This is a genomic window from Erwinia pyrifoliae DSM 12163 (genome assembly GCF_000026985.1).
Taxonomy (GTDB): Bacteria; Pseudomonadota; Gammaproteobacteria; order Enterobacterales; family Enterobacteriaceae; genus Erwinia; species Erwinia pyrifoliae.
Map to the genome: position 1 here is coordinate 3,661,634 of NC_017390.1, position 16,381 is coordinate 3,678,014.

General features: G+C 51.4%; 27 protein-coding genes. 5 read left to right on the forward strand and 22 right to left on the reverse strand.

The genetic code is table 11. The features are described 5' to 3' along the window. Positions 1 to 15 precede the first annotated feature (15 nt). Positions 16 to 489 carry a DUF494 family protein Smg gene (gene smg, locus EPYR_RS16615; protein WP_014539635.1) on the reverse strand — a complete coding sequence of 158 codons (474 nt, stop codon included), beginning with the start codon at positions 487 to 489 and terminating at the stop codon, positions 16 to 18. Continuing rightward, on the reverse strand, positions 461 to 1,585 hold the full coding sequence (gene dprA, locus EPYR_RS16620) for a DNA-protecting protein DprA (RefSeq protein WP_014539636.1): 1,125 nt from the start codon (positions 1,583 to 1,585) through the stop codon (positions 461 to 463). The genes smg and dprA overlap by 29 nt, the downstream gene beginning before the upstream one ends. 126 nt (positions 1,586 to 1,711) lie before the next feature. On the opposite strand from dprA, the gene def reads away from it, so the two are divergent. The 5 genes from def to mscL all read left to right on the forward strand — a co-directional run bounded on the left by def (position 1,712) and on the right by mscL (position 6,521). Next, positions 1,712 to 2,221: a peptide deformylase gene (def, locus tag EPYR_RS16625; protein WP_014539637.1), complete on the forward strand. Its 510-nt coding sequence runs from the start codon at positions 1,712 to 1,714 to the stop codon at positions 2,219 to 2,221. Between the two features lie 23 nt (positions 2,222 to 2,244). Further along, positions 2,245 to 3,192 (forward strand): methionyl-tRNA formyltransferase, encoded by a 948-nt coding sequence (gene fmt, locus EPYR_RS16630; protein WP_014539638.1) that lies wholly within the window; start codon positions 2,245 to 2,247, stop codon positions 3,190 to 3,192. Positions 3,193 to 3,242: 50 nt separating this feature from the next. Then, positions 3,243 to 4,532: a 16S rRNA (cytosine(967)-C(5))-methyltransferase RsmB gene (gene rsmB, locus EPYR_RS16635; RefSeq protein ID WP_015899092.1), complete on the forward strand. Its 1,290-nt coding sequence runs from the start codon at positions 3,243 to 3,245 to the stop codon at positions 4,530 to 4,532. A 58-nt stretch (positions 4,533 to 4,590) separates the two neighbouring features. Then, positions 4,591 to 5,967 carry a Trk system potassium transporter TrkA gene (trkA, locus tag EPYR_RS16640; RefSeq protein ID WP_014539640.1) on the forward strand — a complete coding sequence of 459 codons (1,377 nt, stop codon included), beginning with the start codon at positions 4,591 to 4,593 and terminating at the stop codon, positions 5,965 to 5,967. A 140-nt stretch (positions 5,968 to 6,107) separates the two neighbouring features. Next, positions 6,108 to 6,521, forward strand: coding sequence for a large-conductance mechanosensitive channel protein MscL (mscL, locus tag EPYR_RS16645; RefSeq protein ID WP_014539641.1), 414 nt, complete (start codon positions 6,108 to 6,110; stop codon positions 6,519 to 6,521). 81 nt (positions 6,522 to 6,602) lie between these two features. Here mscL and EPYR_RS16650 read toward each other — a convergent pair whose 3' ends face one another. From EPYR_RS16650 to rplN, 20 genes are all read right to left on the reverse strand, one after another. After that, positions 6,603 to 6,812 carry an alternative ribosome-rescue factor A gene (locus EPYR_RS16650; protein WP_015899093.1) on the reverse strand — a complete coding sequence of 70 codons (210 nt, stop codon included), beginning with the start codon at positions 6,810 to 6,812 and terminating at the stop codon, positions 6,603 to 6,605. A 56-nt stretch (positions 6,813 to 6,868) separates the two neighbouring features. Continuing rightward, positions 6,869 to 7,300, reverse strand: a complete 432-nt coding sequence (zntR, locus tag EPYR_RS16655) for a Zn(2+)-responsive transcriptional regulator (protein WP_014539642.1) — start codon at positions 7,298 to 7,300, stop codon at positions 6,869 to 6,871. After that, on the reverse strand, positions 7,300 to 7,671 hold the full coding sequence (locus EPYR_RS16660; protein ID WP_015899094.1) for a DnaJ family domain-containing protein: 372 nt from the start codon (positions 7,669 to 7,671) through the stop codon (positions 7,300 to 7,302). The genes zntR and EPYR_RS16660 overlap by 1 nt, the downstream gene beginning before the upstream one ends. Positions 7,672 to 7,789: 118 nt before the next feature. After that, entirely contained in the window at positions 7,790 to 8,176 is a 387-nt protein-coding gene (rplQ, locus tag EPYR_RS16665; protein WP_004160560.1) for a 50S ribosomal protein L17, read from the reverse strand. A gap of 40 nt (positions 8,177 to 8,216) precedes the next feature. After that, on the reverse strand, positions 8,217 to 9,206 hold the full coding sequence (locus tag EPYR_RS16670; RefSeq protein ID WP_002919219.1) for a DNA-directed RNA polymerase subunit alpha: 990 nt from the start codon (positions 9,204 to 9,206) through the stop codon (positions 8,217 to 8,219). Between the two features lie 25 nt (positions 9,207 to 9,231). Continuing rightward, a complete protein-coding gene (rpsD, locus tag EPYR_RS16675) occupies positions 9,232 to 9,852 on the reverse strand; it encodes a 30S ribosomal protein S4 (RefSeq protein WP_004160561.1) in 621 nt (206 codons plus the stop codon). 33 nt (positions 9,853 to 9,885) lie between these two features. Further along, positions 9,886 to 10,275, reverse strand: a complete 390-nt coding sequence (gene rpsK, locus EPYR_RS16680) for a 30S ribosomal protein S11 (protein ID WP_004160563.1) — start codon at positions 10,273 to 10,275, stop codon at positions 9,886 to 9,888. Between the two features lie 16 nt (positions 10,276 to 10,291). Beyond that, a complete protein-coding gene (rpsM, locus tag EPYR_RS16685) occupies positions 10,292 to 10,648 on the reverse strand; it encodes a 30S ribosomal protein S13 (RefSeq protein ID WP_012442833.1) in 357 nt (118 codons plus the stop codon). Positions 10,649 to 10,794: 146 nt separating this feature from the next. Next, positions 10,795 to 10,911: a 50S ribosomal protein L36 gene (gene rpmJ / locus EPYR_RS19735; protein WP_004160566.1), complete on the reverse strand. Its 117-nt coding sequence runs from the start codon at positions 10,909 to 10,911 to the stop codon at positions 10,795 to 10,797. Between the two features lie 32 nt (positions 10,912 to 10,943). Further along, the gene (gene secY / locus EPYR_RS16690) at positions 10,944 to 12,275 is read right to left on the reverse strand and encodes a preprotein translocase subunit SecY (RefSeq protein WP_014539644.1); all 1,332 of its coding nucleotides are present in this window, start codon (positions 12,273 to 12,275) and stop codon (positions 10,944 to 10,946) included. 7 nt (positions 12,276 to 12,282) lie between these two features. Then, positions 12,283 to 12,717: a 50S ribosomal protein L15 gene (rplO, locus tag EPYR_RS16695; RefSeq protein WP_014539645.1), complete on the reverse strand. Its 435-nt coding sequence runs from the start codon at positions 12,715 to 12,717 to the stop codon at positions 12,283 to 12,285. 3 nt (positions 12,718 to 12,720) lie between these two features. After that, positions 12,721 to 12,900 carry a 50S ribosomal protein L30 gene (gene rpmD, locus EPYR_RS16700; RefSeq protein ID WP_015899095.1) on the reverse strand — a complete coding sequence of 60 codons (180 nt, stop codon included), beginning with the start codon at positions 12,898 to 12,900 and terminating at the stop codon, positions 12,721 to 12,723. 5 nt (positions 12,901 to 12,905) lie between these two features. Continuing rightward, positions 12,906 to 13,406 carry a 30S ribosomal protein S5 gene (rpsE, locus tag EPYR_RS16705; protein WP_014539647.1) on the reverse strand — a complete coding sequence of 167 codons (501 nt, stop codon included), beginning with the start codon at positions 13,404 to 13,406 and terminating at the stop codon, positions 12,906 to 12,908. Between the two features lie 14 nt (positions 13,407 to 13,420). After that, positions 13,421 to 13,774: a 50S ribosomal protein L18 gene (gene rplR / locus EPYR_RS16710; RefSeq protein WP_012442836.1), complete on the reverse strand. Its 354-nt coding sequence runs from the start codon at positions 13,772 to 13,774 to the stop codon at positions 13,421 to 13,423. A 9-nt stretch (positions 13,775 to 13,783) separates the two neighbouring features. Continuing rightward, positions 13,784 to 14,317: a 50S ribosomal protein L6 gene (rplF, locus tag EPYR_RS16715; protein ID WP_014539648.1), complete on the reverse strand. Its 534-nt coding sequence runs from the start codon at positions 14,315 to 14,317 to the stop codon at positions 13,784 to 13,786. An 11-nt stretch (positions 14,318 to 14,328) separates the two neighbouring features. Further along, entirely contained in the window at positions 14,329 to 14,721 is a 393-nt protein-coding gene (gene rpsH / locus EPYR_RS16720) for a 30S ribosomal protein S8 (RefSeq protein ID WP_004160576.1), read from the reverse strand. Between the two features lie 30 nt (positions 14,722 to 14,751). After that, positions 14,752 to 15,057 (reverse strand): 30S ribosomal protein S14, encoded by a 306-nt coding sequence (gene rpsN, locus EPYR_RS16725; RefSeq protein ID WP_004160578.1) that lies wholly within the window; start codon positions 15,055 to 15,057, stop codon positions 14,752 to 14,754. Between the two features lie 13 nt (positions 15,058 to 15,070). Then, positions 15,071 to 15,610, reverse strand: a complete 540-nt coding sequence (rplE, locus tag EPYR_RS16730; protein ID WP_004160580.1) for a 50S ribosomal protein L5 — start codon at positions 15,608 to 15,610, stop codon at positions 15,071 to 15,073. A 14-nt stretch (positions 15,611 to 15,624) separates the two neighbouring features. Then, the gene (gene rplX / locus EPYR_RS16735; RefSeq protein ID WP_004160582.1) at positions 15,625 to 15,939 is read right to left on the reverse strand and encodes a 50S ribosomal protein L24; all 315 of its coding nucleotides are present in this window, start codon (positions 15,937 to 15,939) and stop codon (positions 15,625 to 15,627) included. A 10-nt stretch (positions 15,940 to 15,949) separates the two neighbouring features. Next, positions 15,950 to 16,321: a 50S ribosomal protein L14 gene (gene rplN / locus EPYR_RS16740; RefSeq protein ID WP_014539649.1), complete on the reverse strand. Its 372-nt coding sequence runs from the start codon at positions 16,319 to 16,321 to the stop codon at positions 15,950 to 15,952. Positions 16,322 to 16,381 lie beyond the last annotated feature (60 nt).

Consider the following 16,381-nt stretch of genomic DNA (forward strand, 5'->3'; position numbering starts at 1 on the left):
ACACGAAGGCAATCTTCAGTGCAGCATTCCTTCATTGGCTTCGAAAAGCAGTTCTTCCATTTGCTGATAAGCGTTTTCACATCCCGGGATGTTGAACAACACCATCAGCACCACCCATTTGAGATCGTCCAGATCGAACTCCAGGGTATCAAGCGCCATAATACGTTCGATAACCATTTCACGCGTTTCCAGATTCAGCACCTGAATTTGCTCCAGGAACAGAATAAAGCCACGGCAGTTGGCATCCAAACGCTGACTCTCTTCCCCGGTGTAGATACGCATAGACAGCGGATCGGTTGTCAGCAGAACCGGAGCAACCAACCCATCCTGATAGTCTGCTAACTTCTCTAACCAGTTCAACGCATTATAAATATCTTCACGATGAAAACCTGCATCGGTTAAATCATCAGTTAACTTATCCTGATCCACACGCATTTCTGCCTCATTGTGGATATACGTTTCAAATAAGTACATGAGTACGTCGAACATGGCTTGCCCTCCTCAATCGGACATAGCCGCCGGGTACAGCTGCGATCCACCCTGCTAACTCCAACTCAAGCAGCTTCGCTACGATGGCTGGCACAGGTTGGCCGGCACGTTCAGCGACGACGTCAACAGGTGTAACCTCATCTCCTACGTTAGCCAACACATCGGGAAATGGCAATGGAGGATTGTTGCCCGCGTCTGAATTGTTTGTTAGCGGTGTTAAAACGGGTAGCCACGAGAAGTCACTGTGCATCTCTTCCAGAATATTATTAGGGTGCGCAACCAATAATGCCCCCTGTTGGATCAGCCAGTGGGTTCCTTCACTGCCCGGGTTACCCAGCGCCCCGGGTAGCGCATATACGTTACGGTTCTGTTCCAGCGCCAGCTTTGCGGTCACCAGTGAACCACTGCGTAGCGTAGCTTCCACCACCAGTACCCCGCGACTCAGGCCGCTGATAATTCTGTTGCGCCGGGGAAAATGAGCGGGTAGGGGTTTAACCGATAGCGGAAACTCAGAAACCAGCGCCCCACCGCTATCAATGATCTGCTGTGCTAATGCTTGGTGCTGCCGTGGGTAAACCGCTTGCAGCCCGCTGCCCAGTACCGCCAGGGTTTTTCCCTGAACTTCCAGCACCGCACCGTGGGCAATACCGTCAATACCTAATGCCAGCCCGCTGGTAATAGTCAAACCACTTAAGGCCAGCGCCTGACTGAACCAGCTCCCCCACTCGCGGCCATAGTGCGAACAGTGGCGGCTACCCACTATCGCCAGCTGCGGTGATGCCAGTAAAGTCGGATCGCCCGCAACAAACAGCATCAGCGGAAAGTTGATGATGGATTTAAGCTGTTCAGGGTAACAGGGGCTGTGTGGCGTCAAAAAATGATGCAGGGGGGATTCCAGCCAGCGAAAACTTTGCACGATAATATCGGCATCGTAATCAAGGAACGCCTGTTGTTGCACAGTTGACAGCCTCAATGATGCAAGATGGCTGGCCCCAGGGGCAGTGAAATCCAGTAGCTGACTCATCAGATCCAGCCGCTGCGAACTGGATAAGCCAGGTACTCCCGAAAGCCTCAACGCACACTCGACTGGCGACATGAACTTCTCCCTGATGTTGTCCCTTATCCCTGAAGGTTAGCGTATGGAATGCTGTCAATCGCCGCGCGAAATGTCTACAATAAGAGATATAAATCTCTCAACCCTTGAATATAGATCTGGAAAGTTATGTCCGTTTTGCAGGTATTACATTTTCCTGACGAGCGCCTGCGCATCGTTGCGAAACCCGTTAAAGAAGTGAATGCGAATATTCAGCGTATCGTCGATGATATGTTCGAAACCATGTACGCCGAAGAAGGCATTGGGCTGGCAGCCACCCAGGTCGATATCCATCAGCGTATTATCGTTATCGACGTCTCCGAGAATCGCGATGAACGTCTGGTGTTGATCAACCCGGAACTGCTGGAAAAGAGCGGTGAAACAGGTATTGAAGAAGGCTGTTTGTCTATCCCTGAACAGCGTGCGCTGGTGCCTCGTGCCGAGAAAGTCAAAATCCGGGCGCTGGATCGTGACGGTAACAGCGTCGAGCTGGAAGCGGATGGCCTGCTGGCCATTTGTATTCAGCATGAGATGGACCATCTGGTCGGCAAGCTGTTCATCGATTACTTGTCGCCCATGAAACGTCAGCGTATCCGTCAGAAACTGGAAAAACTGTATCGCCAGAACGCACGCGACTGAGTGCGTTGACTGAAAGGTAAAACGTGTCCGATTCATTAAATATCATTTTTGCCGGCACTCCTGACTTTGCAGCGCGTCATCTTGACGCGCTGTTGTCTTCCGGGCATCGGGTAGTGGGCGTCTTCACCCAGCCAGACCGCCCCGCCGGCCGGGGTAACAAAGTGACCGCAAGCCCGGTGAAACAGCTGGCTGAGCAGCATAATATCGCTGTTTTTCAACCTGCCTCGCTGCGCTCTGAAGAAAATCAGCAGCTGGTCGCCGCTCTGAACGCCGACGTCATGGTGGTAGTGGCCTACGGGCTTATCCTGCCAAAAGCCGTGCTGGATATGCCGCGCCTCGGCTGCATCAACGTGCACGGTTCCCTGCTGCCACGCTGGCGCGGTGCCGCACCAATCCAGCGCTCGCTGTGGGCGGGTGACGCCGAGACTGGGGTAACCATCATGCAGATGGATATCGGGCTGGACACCGGGGATATGTTGCATAAGCTGGCCTGCCCGATTGACGCCGCTGATACCAGCGCCACGCTGTACGATAAATTGGCCGATCTCGGCCCCGCTGGCCTGTTAACCACGCTGGCACAGCTGGCAGGCGGCAGCGCCCGGCCGCAGGTACAGGACGAATCACTGGTTAGCTACGCGGAAAAGCTCAGTAAAGAAGAGGCTCGGCTCGACTGGTCGCTTTCTGCGGAGCAGTTGGGACGCTGTATTCGTGCCTTTAATCCCTGGCCCGTAAGCTACTTTGTGATTGATGAGCAGCCGGTGAAGGTGTGGAAAGCTTCCGTGCTGCCTGCTGTCAATGGTCATCAGCCGGGCGAGATCCTGCAGGCCGATAAGCAGGGCATTCAGGTTGTTACTGCCGATGGCGTGTTGAATATTGAAGAGTTACAGCCTGCAGGTAAAAAGGCGATGAAGGCTCAGGATCTGCTTAACTCCCGCCGTGAATGGTTTACCCCTGGCAATATAATTGCCTGACACGTTGCCCGGCCATGATGCCGGGTCAGCGTCAGAATTGTGAATTTCCAATGAAAAAAATGACTAATTTACGCTGCATCGCCGCCCGGACTATTGAACAGGTTGTCGAACAAGGGCAGTCACTGAGTAACGTGCTGCCCGCCGCCCAAAAAAGCGTCGGCGACAAAGATGCTGCCCTGCTGCAGGAACTTTGCTATGGCGTACTGCGTACCCTACCGCAGCTGGAATGGATTATCAGCAAGCTGATGTCGCGCCCTATGACCGGCAAACAGCGTGCGCTTCATTTCCTGATCATGGTCGGGCTTTATCAACTGATGTTCACGCGCATTCCGCCCCACGCAGCGCTGGCAGAAACGGTGGAAGCTGCCGTAGCGCTGAAACGCCCGCAGCTGAAAGGGTTGATCAACGGCGTACTGCGCCAGTTCCAGCGCCAGCAGGACGAACTGATGCAGCAAATGAACGACGGCGACCAGCAGTATCTGCATCCCAAATGGTTGCTGGAGCGCCTGAAGCGTGCCTGGCCAGTTCAGTGGCAGCAAATTGTGGCTGCGAATAATCAGCGTCCGCCGATGTGGCTGCGCGTCAACCGTCAGCACCACAGCCGGGATACCTGGCTGGCTTTGCTGGAAGAGAGCGGCAAACAGGCGTTTACTCATCCCCGGCACAGCGATGCGCTACGGCTGGAGCTGCCGTGCGCCGTGCACCAGCTTCCGGGTTTCGACCAGGGCTGGGTCACCGTGCAGGATGCCTCTGCTCAGGGATGCGTGGCGCTGCTTGCCCCACGGGACGGGGAACAGATCCTCGATCTTTGTGCTGCCCCCGGAGGGAAAACCACACATATTTTGGAAGCGGCACCACAGGCGAAAGTATTGGCTGTGGATGTTGACGCCCAACGCCTGGCAAGAATTAGTGAGAATTTACAACGTCTTAATCTGCATGCAGAGGTTAAGCTCGGCGATGGCCGTACGCCAGCGGCATGGTGTGGTGACAGGCTATTCGATCGTATCCTGCTGGATGCTCCCTGTTCAGCAACCGGGGTGATCCGCCGTCATCCGGATATCAAATGGCTGCGCCGCGACCGAGATATCGCGGAGCTGGCAGCGCTGCAACAGCAAATACTGGATGCCGTCTGGCCTTATCTGAAGTCCGGAGGTACGCTGCTTTATGCGACCTGCTCGGTGCTGCCTGAAGAGAACCATCTGCAGATAAGCCAGTTTTTGCAGCGCCATGCCAATGCCGTTTTGGTTGAGACTGGCGATTTGACTCAGCCGGGGATCCAGGTCTTCCCACAAGTGGATGGCGGTGACGGTTTCTACTACGCGAAATTGGTAAAAAAGTGACAGAGGTGGTGCCGCTACACGGCTCCACAACCGGACGAAACCTACAGATTGAAGCACAATGAAAATTATCATTCTTGGTGCAGGACAGGTCGGCGGCACTCTCGCTGAAAACCTGGTCGGAGAAAATAACGATATTACTCTGGTCGATACCAATGCTCTGCGCCTGCGTCAGTTGCAGGACAAGTTCGATCTGCGCGTGGTTCAGGGACATGGTTCTCACCCTCGGGTGCTGCGCGAGGCGGGTGCCGAAGATGCAGACATGCTGGTGGCAGTGACCAACTCCGACGAAACCAACATGGTGGCTTGCCAGGTTGCCTATTCGCTGTTTAACACGCCAAACCGCATTGCCCGCATCCGTGCGCCGGACTACATACGTGATGCCGATAAGCTGTTTATTCCTGAAGCCGTGCCCATTGACCACCTTATTTCGCCCGAGCAGCTGGTCATTGACAATATCTACCGCCTGATTGAATACCCGGGAGCACTTCAGGTGGTTAACTTTGCCGAAGGTAAAGTCAGCCTGGCGGTAGTTAAAGCTTACTATGGCGGCCCGTTGGTCGGTAATGCCCTGGCGGTAATGCGTGAACATATGCCGCATATTGATACCCGTGTTGCCGCCATTTTCCGTCAGGATCGACCCATTCGTCCTCAGGGTTCAACCCTTATTGAAGCGGGCGACGAAGTCTTCTTTATCGCCGCCAGCCAGCATATTCGCGCGGTGATGAGTGAGTACCAACGCCTGGAAAAACCTTATAAGCGCATTATGATTGTCGGCGGCGGGAACATCGGCTTCGGTCTGGCGCAGCGGCTGGAAAAACACTACAGCGTCAAGCTGATCGAACACGATCAGCAGCGTGCGGCAGAGCTGGCTGAAAATTTGCAAAATACCATCGTATTTTACGGTGACGCTTCCGATCAGGAGTTGCTGGCCGAGGAACACGTCGATCAGATCGATCTGTTTATCGCCATCACCAACGATGACGAAGCCAACATTATGTCGGCGATGCTGGCAAAACGAATGGGGGCGAAAAAGGCAATGGTGCTAATTCAGCGCCGCGCCTACGTCGATCTGGTGCAGGGCAGCGTCATCGATATTGCGATATCTCCGCAGCAGGCGACGATTTCCGCTCTGCTCGGCCATGTTCGTAAAGCCGATATCGTCGGCGTTTCATCATTGCGCCGTGGTGTGGCAGAGGCAATCGAGGCCATCGCCCATGGTGAAGAATCTACCTCGAAAGTTGTGGGCCGCCAGATTAATGATATCAAGCTGCCACCGGGAACCATTATAGGTGCAGTGGTTCGCGGCGACGATGTAATGATTGCCAACAACAATCTGCGCATTGAGCAGGGCGATCATGTGATTATGTTCCTCACCGATAAGAAATTTGTGCCCGATGTTGAAAGGCTTTTCCAGCCTAGTCCTTTCTTCCTTTAATATTATTGAGGTATGACTCAATACAGGCAGCACCGGCCGGGACGCAGATTGGCCATTAGCACGATTTAATCTGTGATCGTTATGGCAAAAGTACCATCGTTTGTTAGACTTTAGGAATAACTTAAAGGCAGGAGATAACAGTGAGTATATTCAAAGAGTTTCGCGATTTTGCTATGCGTGGCAACGTGGTGGACCTGGCAGTAGGTGTCATCATCGGTGCAGCTTTTGGTAAGATCGTATCTTCACTGGTGGCAAACATCATTATGCCGCCGCTGGGATTACTGATTGGCGGCGTTGACTTCAAGCAGTTCAATTGGGTTTTAAAGCCTGCTGAGGGTGCTGCACCCGCAGTGATCATGGAATACGGTGTGTTTTTGCAAACGGTGTTCGATTTCGTCATTGTTGCGTTTGCCATTTTTATGGCCATCAAGCTGATGAACAGGCTGTACACCAAGAAAGAAGTTGAGAAACCTGTGGCAAAACCTTCTGCCGAAGAGACCCTGCTGAGTGAGATCCGCGACTTGCTGAAAGAGCAGAACGGTAAAACTCAGTAACGGTATGAAAAATAGCTGATAACAGCCGCTTTATCTTTTTAACCCTGTCAGCGCCTGGCTGGCAGTTTTTTTGTTTCAGTGCTAAATAAGTAGAAGGCCAGGGGTAAATAAGCTGCTTGCGCACTTACCACTGGCCTCCCAACATCCCTTTTTACCGTGTTTTTCTTTGCGCCGGTAACTGCCTTTGCCCTTTTGATTGACTTCAACCCGGGGCTTGAACAACGGGTCGTGTAATAATGCTTCTATTGCGTTATCGCGGATAACGCCTTTTTTGTGTTGGTAGACGGTCATGGATTTTTCCTGTTGTACGATGACGGCTGAGAATATAGACCCGAAAAGGAAAATTTTCAATCAGCCGCTTCAACTAAAGATGTGGTCGCGCCCTTTTCTAAAGCCTCAAGAATCGAACAATACACGCTACTATGTGCTGTTCCGCAACAGGCATCATTCAATCTTTTCAGTGAGCGTTGCATATGTTGAAGCTCGGTAAGCATCGTTTCAACTTCATCAAGCCTTTTCTGTACGATGGCTTTTGATTCCTGGCAGGTATGATGCTCTGGATCGACGCGGATCGACAGCAGCTCACGAATGGCCTCCAGCGTAAAACCTGAATGCCTTCCGTAACGAATAAACTTAAGACGCTGTAGATCGCTGTCACTGTAAAGACGGAAACCGCCTTCCGTTCTCACCTCATGATCCATCATCTGCTGTTTTTCGTAAAAACGGATGGTATCCGGCGTAACATTGGCCAGCTTCGCCAATTGTCCAATTCGATACATTATTCACCCTCGCATAAACGTTGTTGCACCTGACCGCCATAGTGGCCACGCAGAAAATCAGTATTGATACCCGCCTGTTGTAGCTTTAGTTCAAGCAGCCTGAGGCGTTTTCTCTGCTGCTGATACGGGTCGTCGAGCGGGTTGACGCTGTTTAACAGCTGATCCAGCTCGACCGCCTCGCGTCGCATTTCAAGTGCGGGAGGAAGGTAACCCGAATTTTTCAGAATGCGATAACTGGCGCGCAACTCTTCAGGGACATGTGAATCATCATCCAGTTGCAGTGGACGTCCGCTGCCGGGCAAGTTATCAAAGTCGCCCTGGCGCAGAGCCGCGAGAATATGCTTTTCAACCCATTCATCAATCAGTGACATCACAGTCTCCTTAAGCAAAGAGATCCCAGCATAGAGTCATTACTGTACCGTGACGAGGAGAAGGAATTTCAGATATAAAAAAACCCCGCAAGCGAGGTTTTTTTAATGTTGCAACAGATTACTCTGCTACAGCTTCTGCTTGAGCTTCTGGACGATCAACCAGCTCGATGTAAGCCATCGGAGCGTTGTCACCAGCGCGGAAGCCACACTTCAGAATGCGAGTGTAACCACCGGCACGGCTCGCGAAACGCGGGCCCAGCTCGTTAAACAGTTTTGCCACGATCTCGTTATCACGAGTACGGGCGAATGCCAGACGACGATTAGCTACGCTGTCGGTCTTGGCAAGAGTAATCAGCGGCTCAACTACGCGACGCAGCTCTTTCGCTTTTGGCAGGGTCGTCTTGATGATCTCATGACGAACCAAAGAGCCAGCCATGTTGCGGAACATAGCCTGACGATGGCTGCTGTTACGGTTCAGTTGACGACCACTCTTACGATGGCGCATGACCTTATCCTTCTCAGTGAAACCTTAACCTGTGATCGGGTTATTCATCAGCAATGCTAGCTGGCGGCCAGTTTTCCAGGCGCATGCCCAGAGACAGACCACGAGAAGCCAGCACATCTTTAATCTCAGTAAGAGATTTTTTACCAAGGTTAGGCGTTTTAAGCAGCTCAACCTCGGTACGCTGTACCAGATCACCGATGTAGTGGATAGCTTCTGCCTTAAGGCAGTTAGCAGAGCGGACAGTCAATTCCAGATCGTCAACAGGGCGCAGCAAGATCGGATCGAATTCTGGTTTCTCTTCTTTCACTTCCGGCTGACGTACATCACGTAAGTCGACGAAAGCTTCCAGTTGTTCTGCCAGAATGGTAGCCGCACGGCGAATCGCTTCTTCAGGATCGATAGTGCCGTTGGTTTCCATTTCGATGACCAGCTTGTCCAGGTCAGTACGCTGTTCCACACGCGCTGCTTCAACATTGTAGGCAATACGCTCTACAGGGCTGTAGCAGGCGTCGACTAACAGACGACCGATCGGGCGCTCATCTTCTTCCGAATGAATTCGGGCAGAAGCCGGCACATAACCACGACCACGCTGAACTTTGATACGCATGCTAATAGCAGCGTTTTCATCGGTCAGATGGCAGATCACATGCTGCGGCTTGACGATTTCAACATCACCATCATGGGTGATATCGGCTGCAGTCACAGGGCCAATGCCAGATTTATTCAGAGTAAGAATGACTTCATCTTTGCCCTGAACTCTTACCGCTAAACCTTTCAGGTTGAGCAGGATTTCCAGGATATCTTCCTGTACGCCCTCTTTGGTGCTGTACTCGTGTAGTACACCATCAATTTCAACCTCGGTCACCGCGCAACCCGGCATTGATGAAAGCAGAATACGGCGCAGCGCGTTACCGAGAGTATGGCCAAAGCCACGCTCTAAAGGCTCAAGGGTCACCTTGGCGTGCGTCGAACTCACTTGTTCGATATCTACCAGGCGTGGTTTTAGAAACTCTGTCACAGAACCCTGCATTGTGTCCTCTCTTTGGTACTAAGCCTTACTTGGAGTAAAGCTCGACGATCAGGTGTTCGTTAATGTCCGCAGACAGATCGGTACGTTCAGGAATACGCTTGAACACACCTTCCATCTTAGTCGCATCAACTTCCAGCCAGGTTGGCTTTTCACGCTGTTCAGCCAGCTCCAGAGCGGCTTTCACGCGAGACTGCTTTTTGGCTTTCTCACGGATGCTAACAACGTCATTCGGAGTTACCTGATAAGAAGCGATGCTGACAACGCGGCCGTTTACCATAATAGATTTGTGGCTAACCAGCTGACGTGCTTCTGCACGAGTGGCACCAAAGCCCATACGATAAACTACGTTATCCAGACGACCTTCAAGCAGAGCTAACAGGTTTTCACCCGTGTTGCCTTTCAGACGAGCTGCTTCTTTATAATAGTTACGGAACTGACGCTCCAGTACGCCGTAAATACGACGAACTTTCTGCTTTTCACGCAACTGCACGCCATAATCAGACAGACGTGGCTTACGCGCACCGTGCTGACCAGGAGCTTGTTCAATCTTACACTTGGTATCAATCGCGCGAACGCCAGACTTGAGGAACAGGTCTGTGCCTTCACGACGGCTCAGCTTGAGCTTAGGACCCAAATATCTTGCCATTTTCTTTCTCCAACATTCCTAAAAAACGGGGCGTTATACGCGACGTTTTTTCGGCGGACGACAACCGTTGTGAGGGATCGGAGTCACATCAGTAATATTAGTGATGCGGAAACCAGCAGCATTCAGAGCACGAATTGTTGATTCGCGGCCTGGACCAGGACCCTTAACCATAACTTCCAAGTTCTTAATACCGTAATCTTTCACGGCCTCTGCGCAACGCTCTGCAGCAACCTGCGCAGCGAACGGCGTAGACTTACGAGAACCACGGAAACCGGAACCACCGGCTGTTGCCCAACCCAACGCATTACCCTGACGGTCGGTAATGGTAACGATGGTGTTGTTAAAAGACGCATGGACATGAGCCACGCCATCAGAGACTTGCTTTCTTACACGCTTGCGTGCACGAACTGGTGCCTTTGCCATTATTCAATCACCCCGATTATTTCTTGATCGGTTTACGCGGACCCTTACGGGTACGTGCGTTGGTCTTGGTACGCTGACCGCGCACTGGAAGACCACGACGATGACGCAAACCACGATAGCAACCAAGATCCATAAGACGCTTGATGCTCAGGGTGACTTCACGACGCAGATCGCCTTCAACAACAAATTTCGCCACTGCATCACGCAGAATGTCGATTTGCTCTTCAGACAGCTCACTGATCTTAACATTTTCAGCAATGCCCGTAGATGCACAGATAGACTGTGAACGGGTTTTGCCGATACCGAAGATTGCAGTTAATGCGATAACGGTATGTTTATGATCAGGAATGTTAATGCCTGCTATACGGGCCACTATGCACTCCTATTTAATTACTTATGCGTCCCATGCCGAAAAGCCCGTTTTCAGGATACTCAAATGGAAACGCACAGACATACAAAAGATTGGCTGGCTAATCTAGCCAGCTCAACCCGACTTTGCAAGAAAAATATGCGATTAAATCAGCCTTGGCGCTGTTTATGCTTTGGCTCGGCACTACAAATCACACGCACAACGCCGTCGCGACGGATGATTTTGCAGTTACGACATAATTTCTTGACGGAAGCACGAACTTTCATTTTTACTCTCCGTAACTTCTCAAGCGCCTGGATTAACGGCCGTAGCCTTTCAGGTTTGCTTTCTTCAATGCAGACTCGTACTGACTAGACATCATCAGAGTTTGCACTTGAGCCATAAAGTCCATGATGACAACCACTACAATCAGCAGCGATGTGCCGCCGAAGTAGAATGGAACTTTCATCGCATCACGCATGAACTCCGGGATCAGGCAGATAAAGGTAATGTACAACGCACCGATTAAGGTCAGGCGGGTCATCACTTTATCGATATACTTCGCCGTCTGTTCTCCCGGACGAATACCTGGTACAAATGCACCAGACTTCTTCAGGTTATCTGCTGTTTCACGCGGGTTGAAAACCAACGCCGTGTAGAAGAAACAGAAGAAGATGATTGCAGTCGCATAGAGTAGCACATAAAGCGGCTGACCAGGCTGTAATGACATGGAAATCGTCGTCAGCCAGTTCCAACCGGTTCCGCCCCCGAACCATGACGCAATGGTTGCCGGGAAGAGGATAATGCTGGAAGCAAAGATAGCAGGAATAACCCCGGCCATGTTCACTTTCAACGGTAAATGTGTACTCTGTGCAGCATAGACGCGACGGCCTTGCTGACGTTTCGCATAGTTCACCACAATGCGGCGTTGACCACGCTCAACGAAAACAACGAAGAAGGTCACTGCAAATACGAGAACTGCAACCAACAGCAACAGGAGGAAGTGCAGGTCGCCTTGCCGCGCTTGCTCGATGGTATGGCCAATGGCCGGCGGCAGACCCGCAACAATACCAGCAAAGATAATGATCGAGATACCGTTGCCGATACCTCGTTCAGTAATTTGCTCGCCCAGCCACATCAGGAACATCGTCCCGGTAACCAGACTGACAACAGCGGTAAAGTAGAAGGCAAAGCCTGGATTTAACACCAAGCCCTGCATCCCAGGCATATTCGGCAGACCGGTAGCAATACCGACCGCCTGGAAGATCCCTAATACCAGAGTGCCGTAACGGGTATACTGACTAATCTTGCGACGGCCAGCCTCCCCTTCTTTCTTAATTTCAGCTAACGCAGGATGAACCACCGTCAGCAGCTGGATAATAATTGAAGCCGAAATATACGGCATAATACCCAGAGCAAAGATAGAAGCACGACTCAGAGCACCACCAGAGAACATGTTAAACATTTCAATGATGGTGCCACGCTGTTGTTCAAGCAATTTGGCAAGTACAGTGGCATCAATACCAGGAATTGGAATAAAAGAGCCAATGCGGAAGACAATGAGCGCACCAATCACAAACAGAAGTCTGCGTCTGAGTTCGCCAAAACCGCCTTTGGCACTTTGAAAATCTAATCCCGGTTGCTTAGCCATCTGCTACTTATTCCTCAATTTTACCGCCAGCAGCTTCGATTGCAGCACGAGCGCCTTTAGTGACACGCAGACCACGGATCGTTACCGGTGCAGCAACTTCGCCAGACAGGAAAACTTTTGCGAACTCGATCTGAATACCGATAATGTTAGCCGCTTTCAGCGTGTTCAGGTCGACGATACCACCTTCAACTTTCGCCAGGTCAGACAGACGAACTTCTGCAGTGACCATTGCTTTGCGAGAGGTGAAACCGAATTTCGGCAGACGACGGTACAGAGGCATCTGGCCACCTTCAAAACCACGACGTACGCCACCGCCAGAACGTGAGTTCTGACCTTTGTGACCACGACCGCCGGTTTTGCCGAGACCAGAACCAATACCACGACCCAGACGTTTAGGAGCGTGTTTAGAGCCGTCGGCCGGAGACAGAGTATTTAAACGCATCTGTTACTCCTCCACTTTAACCATGTAGGAAATCGCGTTAACCATACCGCGTATAGCTGGCGTGTCTTCACGCTCTACGGTGTGGTTAATACGACGCAGACCCAGGCCAAGCAGTGTTGCCTTATGTTTAGGCAAACGACCGATCGAACTGCGGGTTTGAGTAATCTTAATAGTCTTAGCCATGGTCATTACCCCAGAATGTCTTCAACGGATTTGCCACGCTTGGCAGCGACCATTTCTGGGGAATTCATGTTAGCCAGGCCATCCAGAGTTGCACGAACCACGTTGATCGGGTTGGTGGAACCGTAGGCTTTAGCCAGAACGTTATGAACCCCAGCAACTTCCAGAACGGCGCGCATTGCACCACCGGCGATAATACCGGTACCTTCTGAAGCTGGCTGCATGAACACGCGAGAGCCTGTGTGCACGCCTTTAACAGGGTGCTGCAGGGTGCCGCCGTTCAACGCGACATTGATCATATTGCGACGAGCTTTTTCCATCGCTTTCTGGATCGCTGCTGGAACTTCACGCGCTTTACCGTAACCAAAACCGATGCGACCGTTACCATCACCAACAACAGTCAGAGCTGTGAAGGAGAAAATACGACCACCTTTAACGGTTTTAGATACGCGATTAACCGCGATCAGCTTTTCCTGCAGTTCGCCAGCTTGTTTTTCGATGTGTGCCATCTTACACCTCTACCTTAGAACTGTAGGCCAGCTTCACGGGCAGCATCTGCCAGTGCCTGGACACGACCATGATATTGGAAACCAGAACGGTCGAAAGAAACACCAGTGATGCCTTTTTCGATTGCGCGTTCAGCAACTGCTTTACCAACAGCAGCAGCAGCGTCTTTGTTTCCAGTGTACTTCAGTTGCTCACCGATTGCTTTTTCTACAGTAGAAGCGGCAACCAGGACTTCAGAACCGTTAGGTGCGATTACCTGTGCGTAAATATGACGCGGGGTACGATGTACCACCAGGCGAGTAGCACCCAGCTCTTTGAGCTTGCGACGTGCGCGGGTCGCACGACGGATACGAGCAGATTTCTTATCCATAGTGTTACCTTACTTCTTCTTAGCCTCTTTGGTACGCACGACTTCGTCGGCGTAACGAACACCCTTGCCTTTATAAGGCTCAGGACGACGGTAAGCGCGTAGATCGGCTGCAACCTGACCAATCAGCTGTTTATCAGCGCCTTTCAGCACGATTTCAGTCTGAGTGGGACATTCAGCAGTGATTCCCGCTGGCAGCGCGTGTTCAACGGGGTGAGAGAAGCCCAAGGCTAAACTCACTGCGTTGCCTTTAACGGCTGCACGATAACCTACACCAACCAGCTGCAGCTTCTTAGTGAAGCCTTCGGTAACACCGATAACCATAGCGTTCAGCAGAGCGCGAGAAGTACCTGCCTGCGCCCAACCGTCCGCAAAACCTTCACGCGGAGCGAAAGTCAGGGCGTTGTCAGCATGCTTAACTTCTACGGCATTGTTGAGCGTACGAGTCAGCTCGCCGTTTTTACCTTTAATCGAAATAACCTGACCGTCGAGTTTTACCTCTACGCCGGCAGGAATGACGACAGGTGCTTTAGCAACACGAGACATTTTTCCTCCGATTAAGCTACGTAGCAGATAATTTCGCCGCCAAGACCAGCCTGGCGTGCTGCACGATCGGTCATAACACCTTTAGAGGTAGAAACAACAGCAATACCCAGTCCAGCCATTACTTTTGGCAGTTCGTCTTTGCGTTTATAGATACGCAGACCTGGACGGCTCACACGCTGAATGCTCTCTACCACTGCCTTGCCCTGGAAATACTTAAGAGTCAGTTCCAGTTCTGGCTTGGTGTCGCCTTCGACTTTAAATTCTTCAATGTAGCCTTCTTCCTTCAGCACGTTGGCAATCGCCAATTTCAGCTTGGAGGAAGGCATGGTGACCGCTACTTTATTCGCGGATTGACCGTTACGGATACGGGTCAGCATATCCGCGATCGGATCTTGCATGCTCATCTGTCTTTACTCCCGTGATTCAATTGGTAATTACCAGCTAGCCTTTTTCAAGCCAGGTACTTCACCGCGCATGGCGGCTTCACGCAACTTGATACGGCTCAACCCGAATTTGCCCACATAACCATGTGGACGGCCAGTTTGGCGGCAGCGCTTGCGCTGACGGGACGGGCTGGAATCACGCGGCAGAGTTTGCAGCTTGAGAACAGCATTCCAACGATCTTCGTCGGACGAGTTCACGCTAGAAATGATAGCTTTCAGTTCCTCGCGTTTAGCGCGGTACTTGTCAGCCAGTTTCACGCGAACGACTTCGCGTGCTTTCATCGATTGCTTAGCCATCAGTAACCCTGCCTTACTTGCGGAACGGGAAGTTAAAAGCAGCCAACAGTGCGCGGCCTTCATCATCAGATTTCGCAGTAGTGGTGATGGTAATATCCATACCACGAACGCGGTCGACTTTGTCATAGTCGATTTCTGGGAAGATGATCTGCTCACGAACGCCCATGCTGTAGTTACCACGGCCATCAAATGACTTAGCGGACAGGCCACGGAAGTCACGGATACGTGGAACAGCAATAGAAATCAGACGCTCAAAGAACTCCCACATGCGTTCGCCACGCAGAGTTACTTTACAGCCGATCGGATAGCCCTGACGGATTTTGAAGCCTGCAACTGACTTGCGTGCTTTGGTGATAAACGGCTTTTGACCGGAGATTGCTGCCAGATCGGCTGCTGCGTTATCCAGCAGTTTCTTGTCAGCGATCGCTTCACCCACACCCATATTCAGGGTGATCTTCTCGACCCGAGGGACTTGCATGACAGAATTGTAGCTAAACTCAGTCATGAGTTTCTTAACTACTTCGTCTTTGTAGTAATCATGCAGTTTCGCCATCGTACTACTCCAAATTACTTGATAGTTTCGCTGTTAGACTTGAAGAAACGGACTTTTTTGCCGTCTTCGAATCTAAAGCCTACACGGTCAGCCTTACCGGTTGCCGAGTTGAAGAGCGCAACGTTAGAAACCTGAATAGCAGCTTCTTTTTCAACGATGCCGCCTGGTTGGTTCAGGGCCGGTACAGGCTTCTGATGTTTTTTAACCAGGTTGATACCTTCAACAATGACCTTGCCAGAAGACAGGACATTTTTTACTTTACCGCGCTTACCTTTATCTTTGCCGGTCAGCACGATAACTTCGTCATCGCGACGGATTTTAGCTGCCATTTTTCGCTCCTTAGAGTACTTCTGGTGCCAGAGAGATAATTTTCATGAACTTTTCAGTACGAAGTTCACGAGTTACCGGCCCAAAAATACGCGTTCCGACAGGCTGCTCACTGTTATTGTTTAAAATAACGCATGCATTACCATCGAAGCGAATGACAGAACCGTCCGGGCGACGAACACCCTTCCTGGTGCGCACCACTACCGCTTTCAGCACATCACCCTTCTTAACCTTACCGCGAGGAATTGCTTCCTTGATGGTAATTTTGATGATGTCGCCTACGCCTGCGTAGCGACGGTGCGAGCCACCCAGAACCTTGATACACATTACGCGACGTGCACCGGAGTTGTCGGCGACGTTCAGCATAGTCTGTTCTTGGATCATTTTAGTGCTCCGCTAATGTCAACTACTACTTCGGGACCTGATTCAGGTCGTTTAATCGCC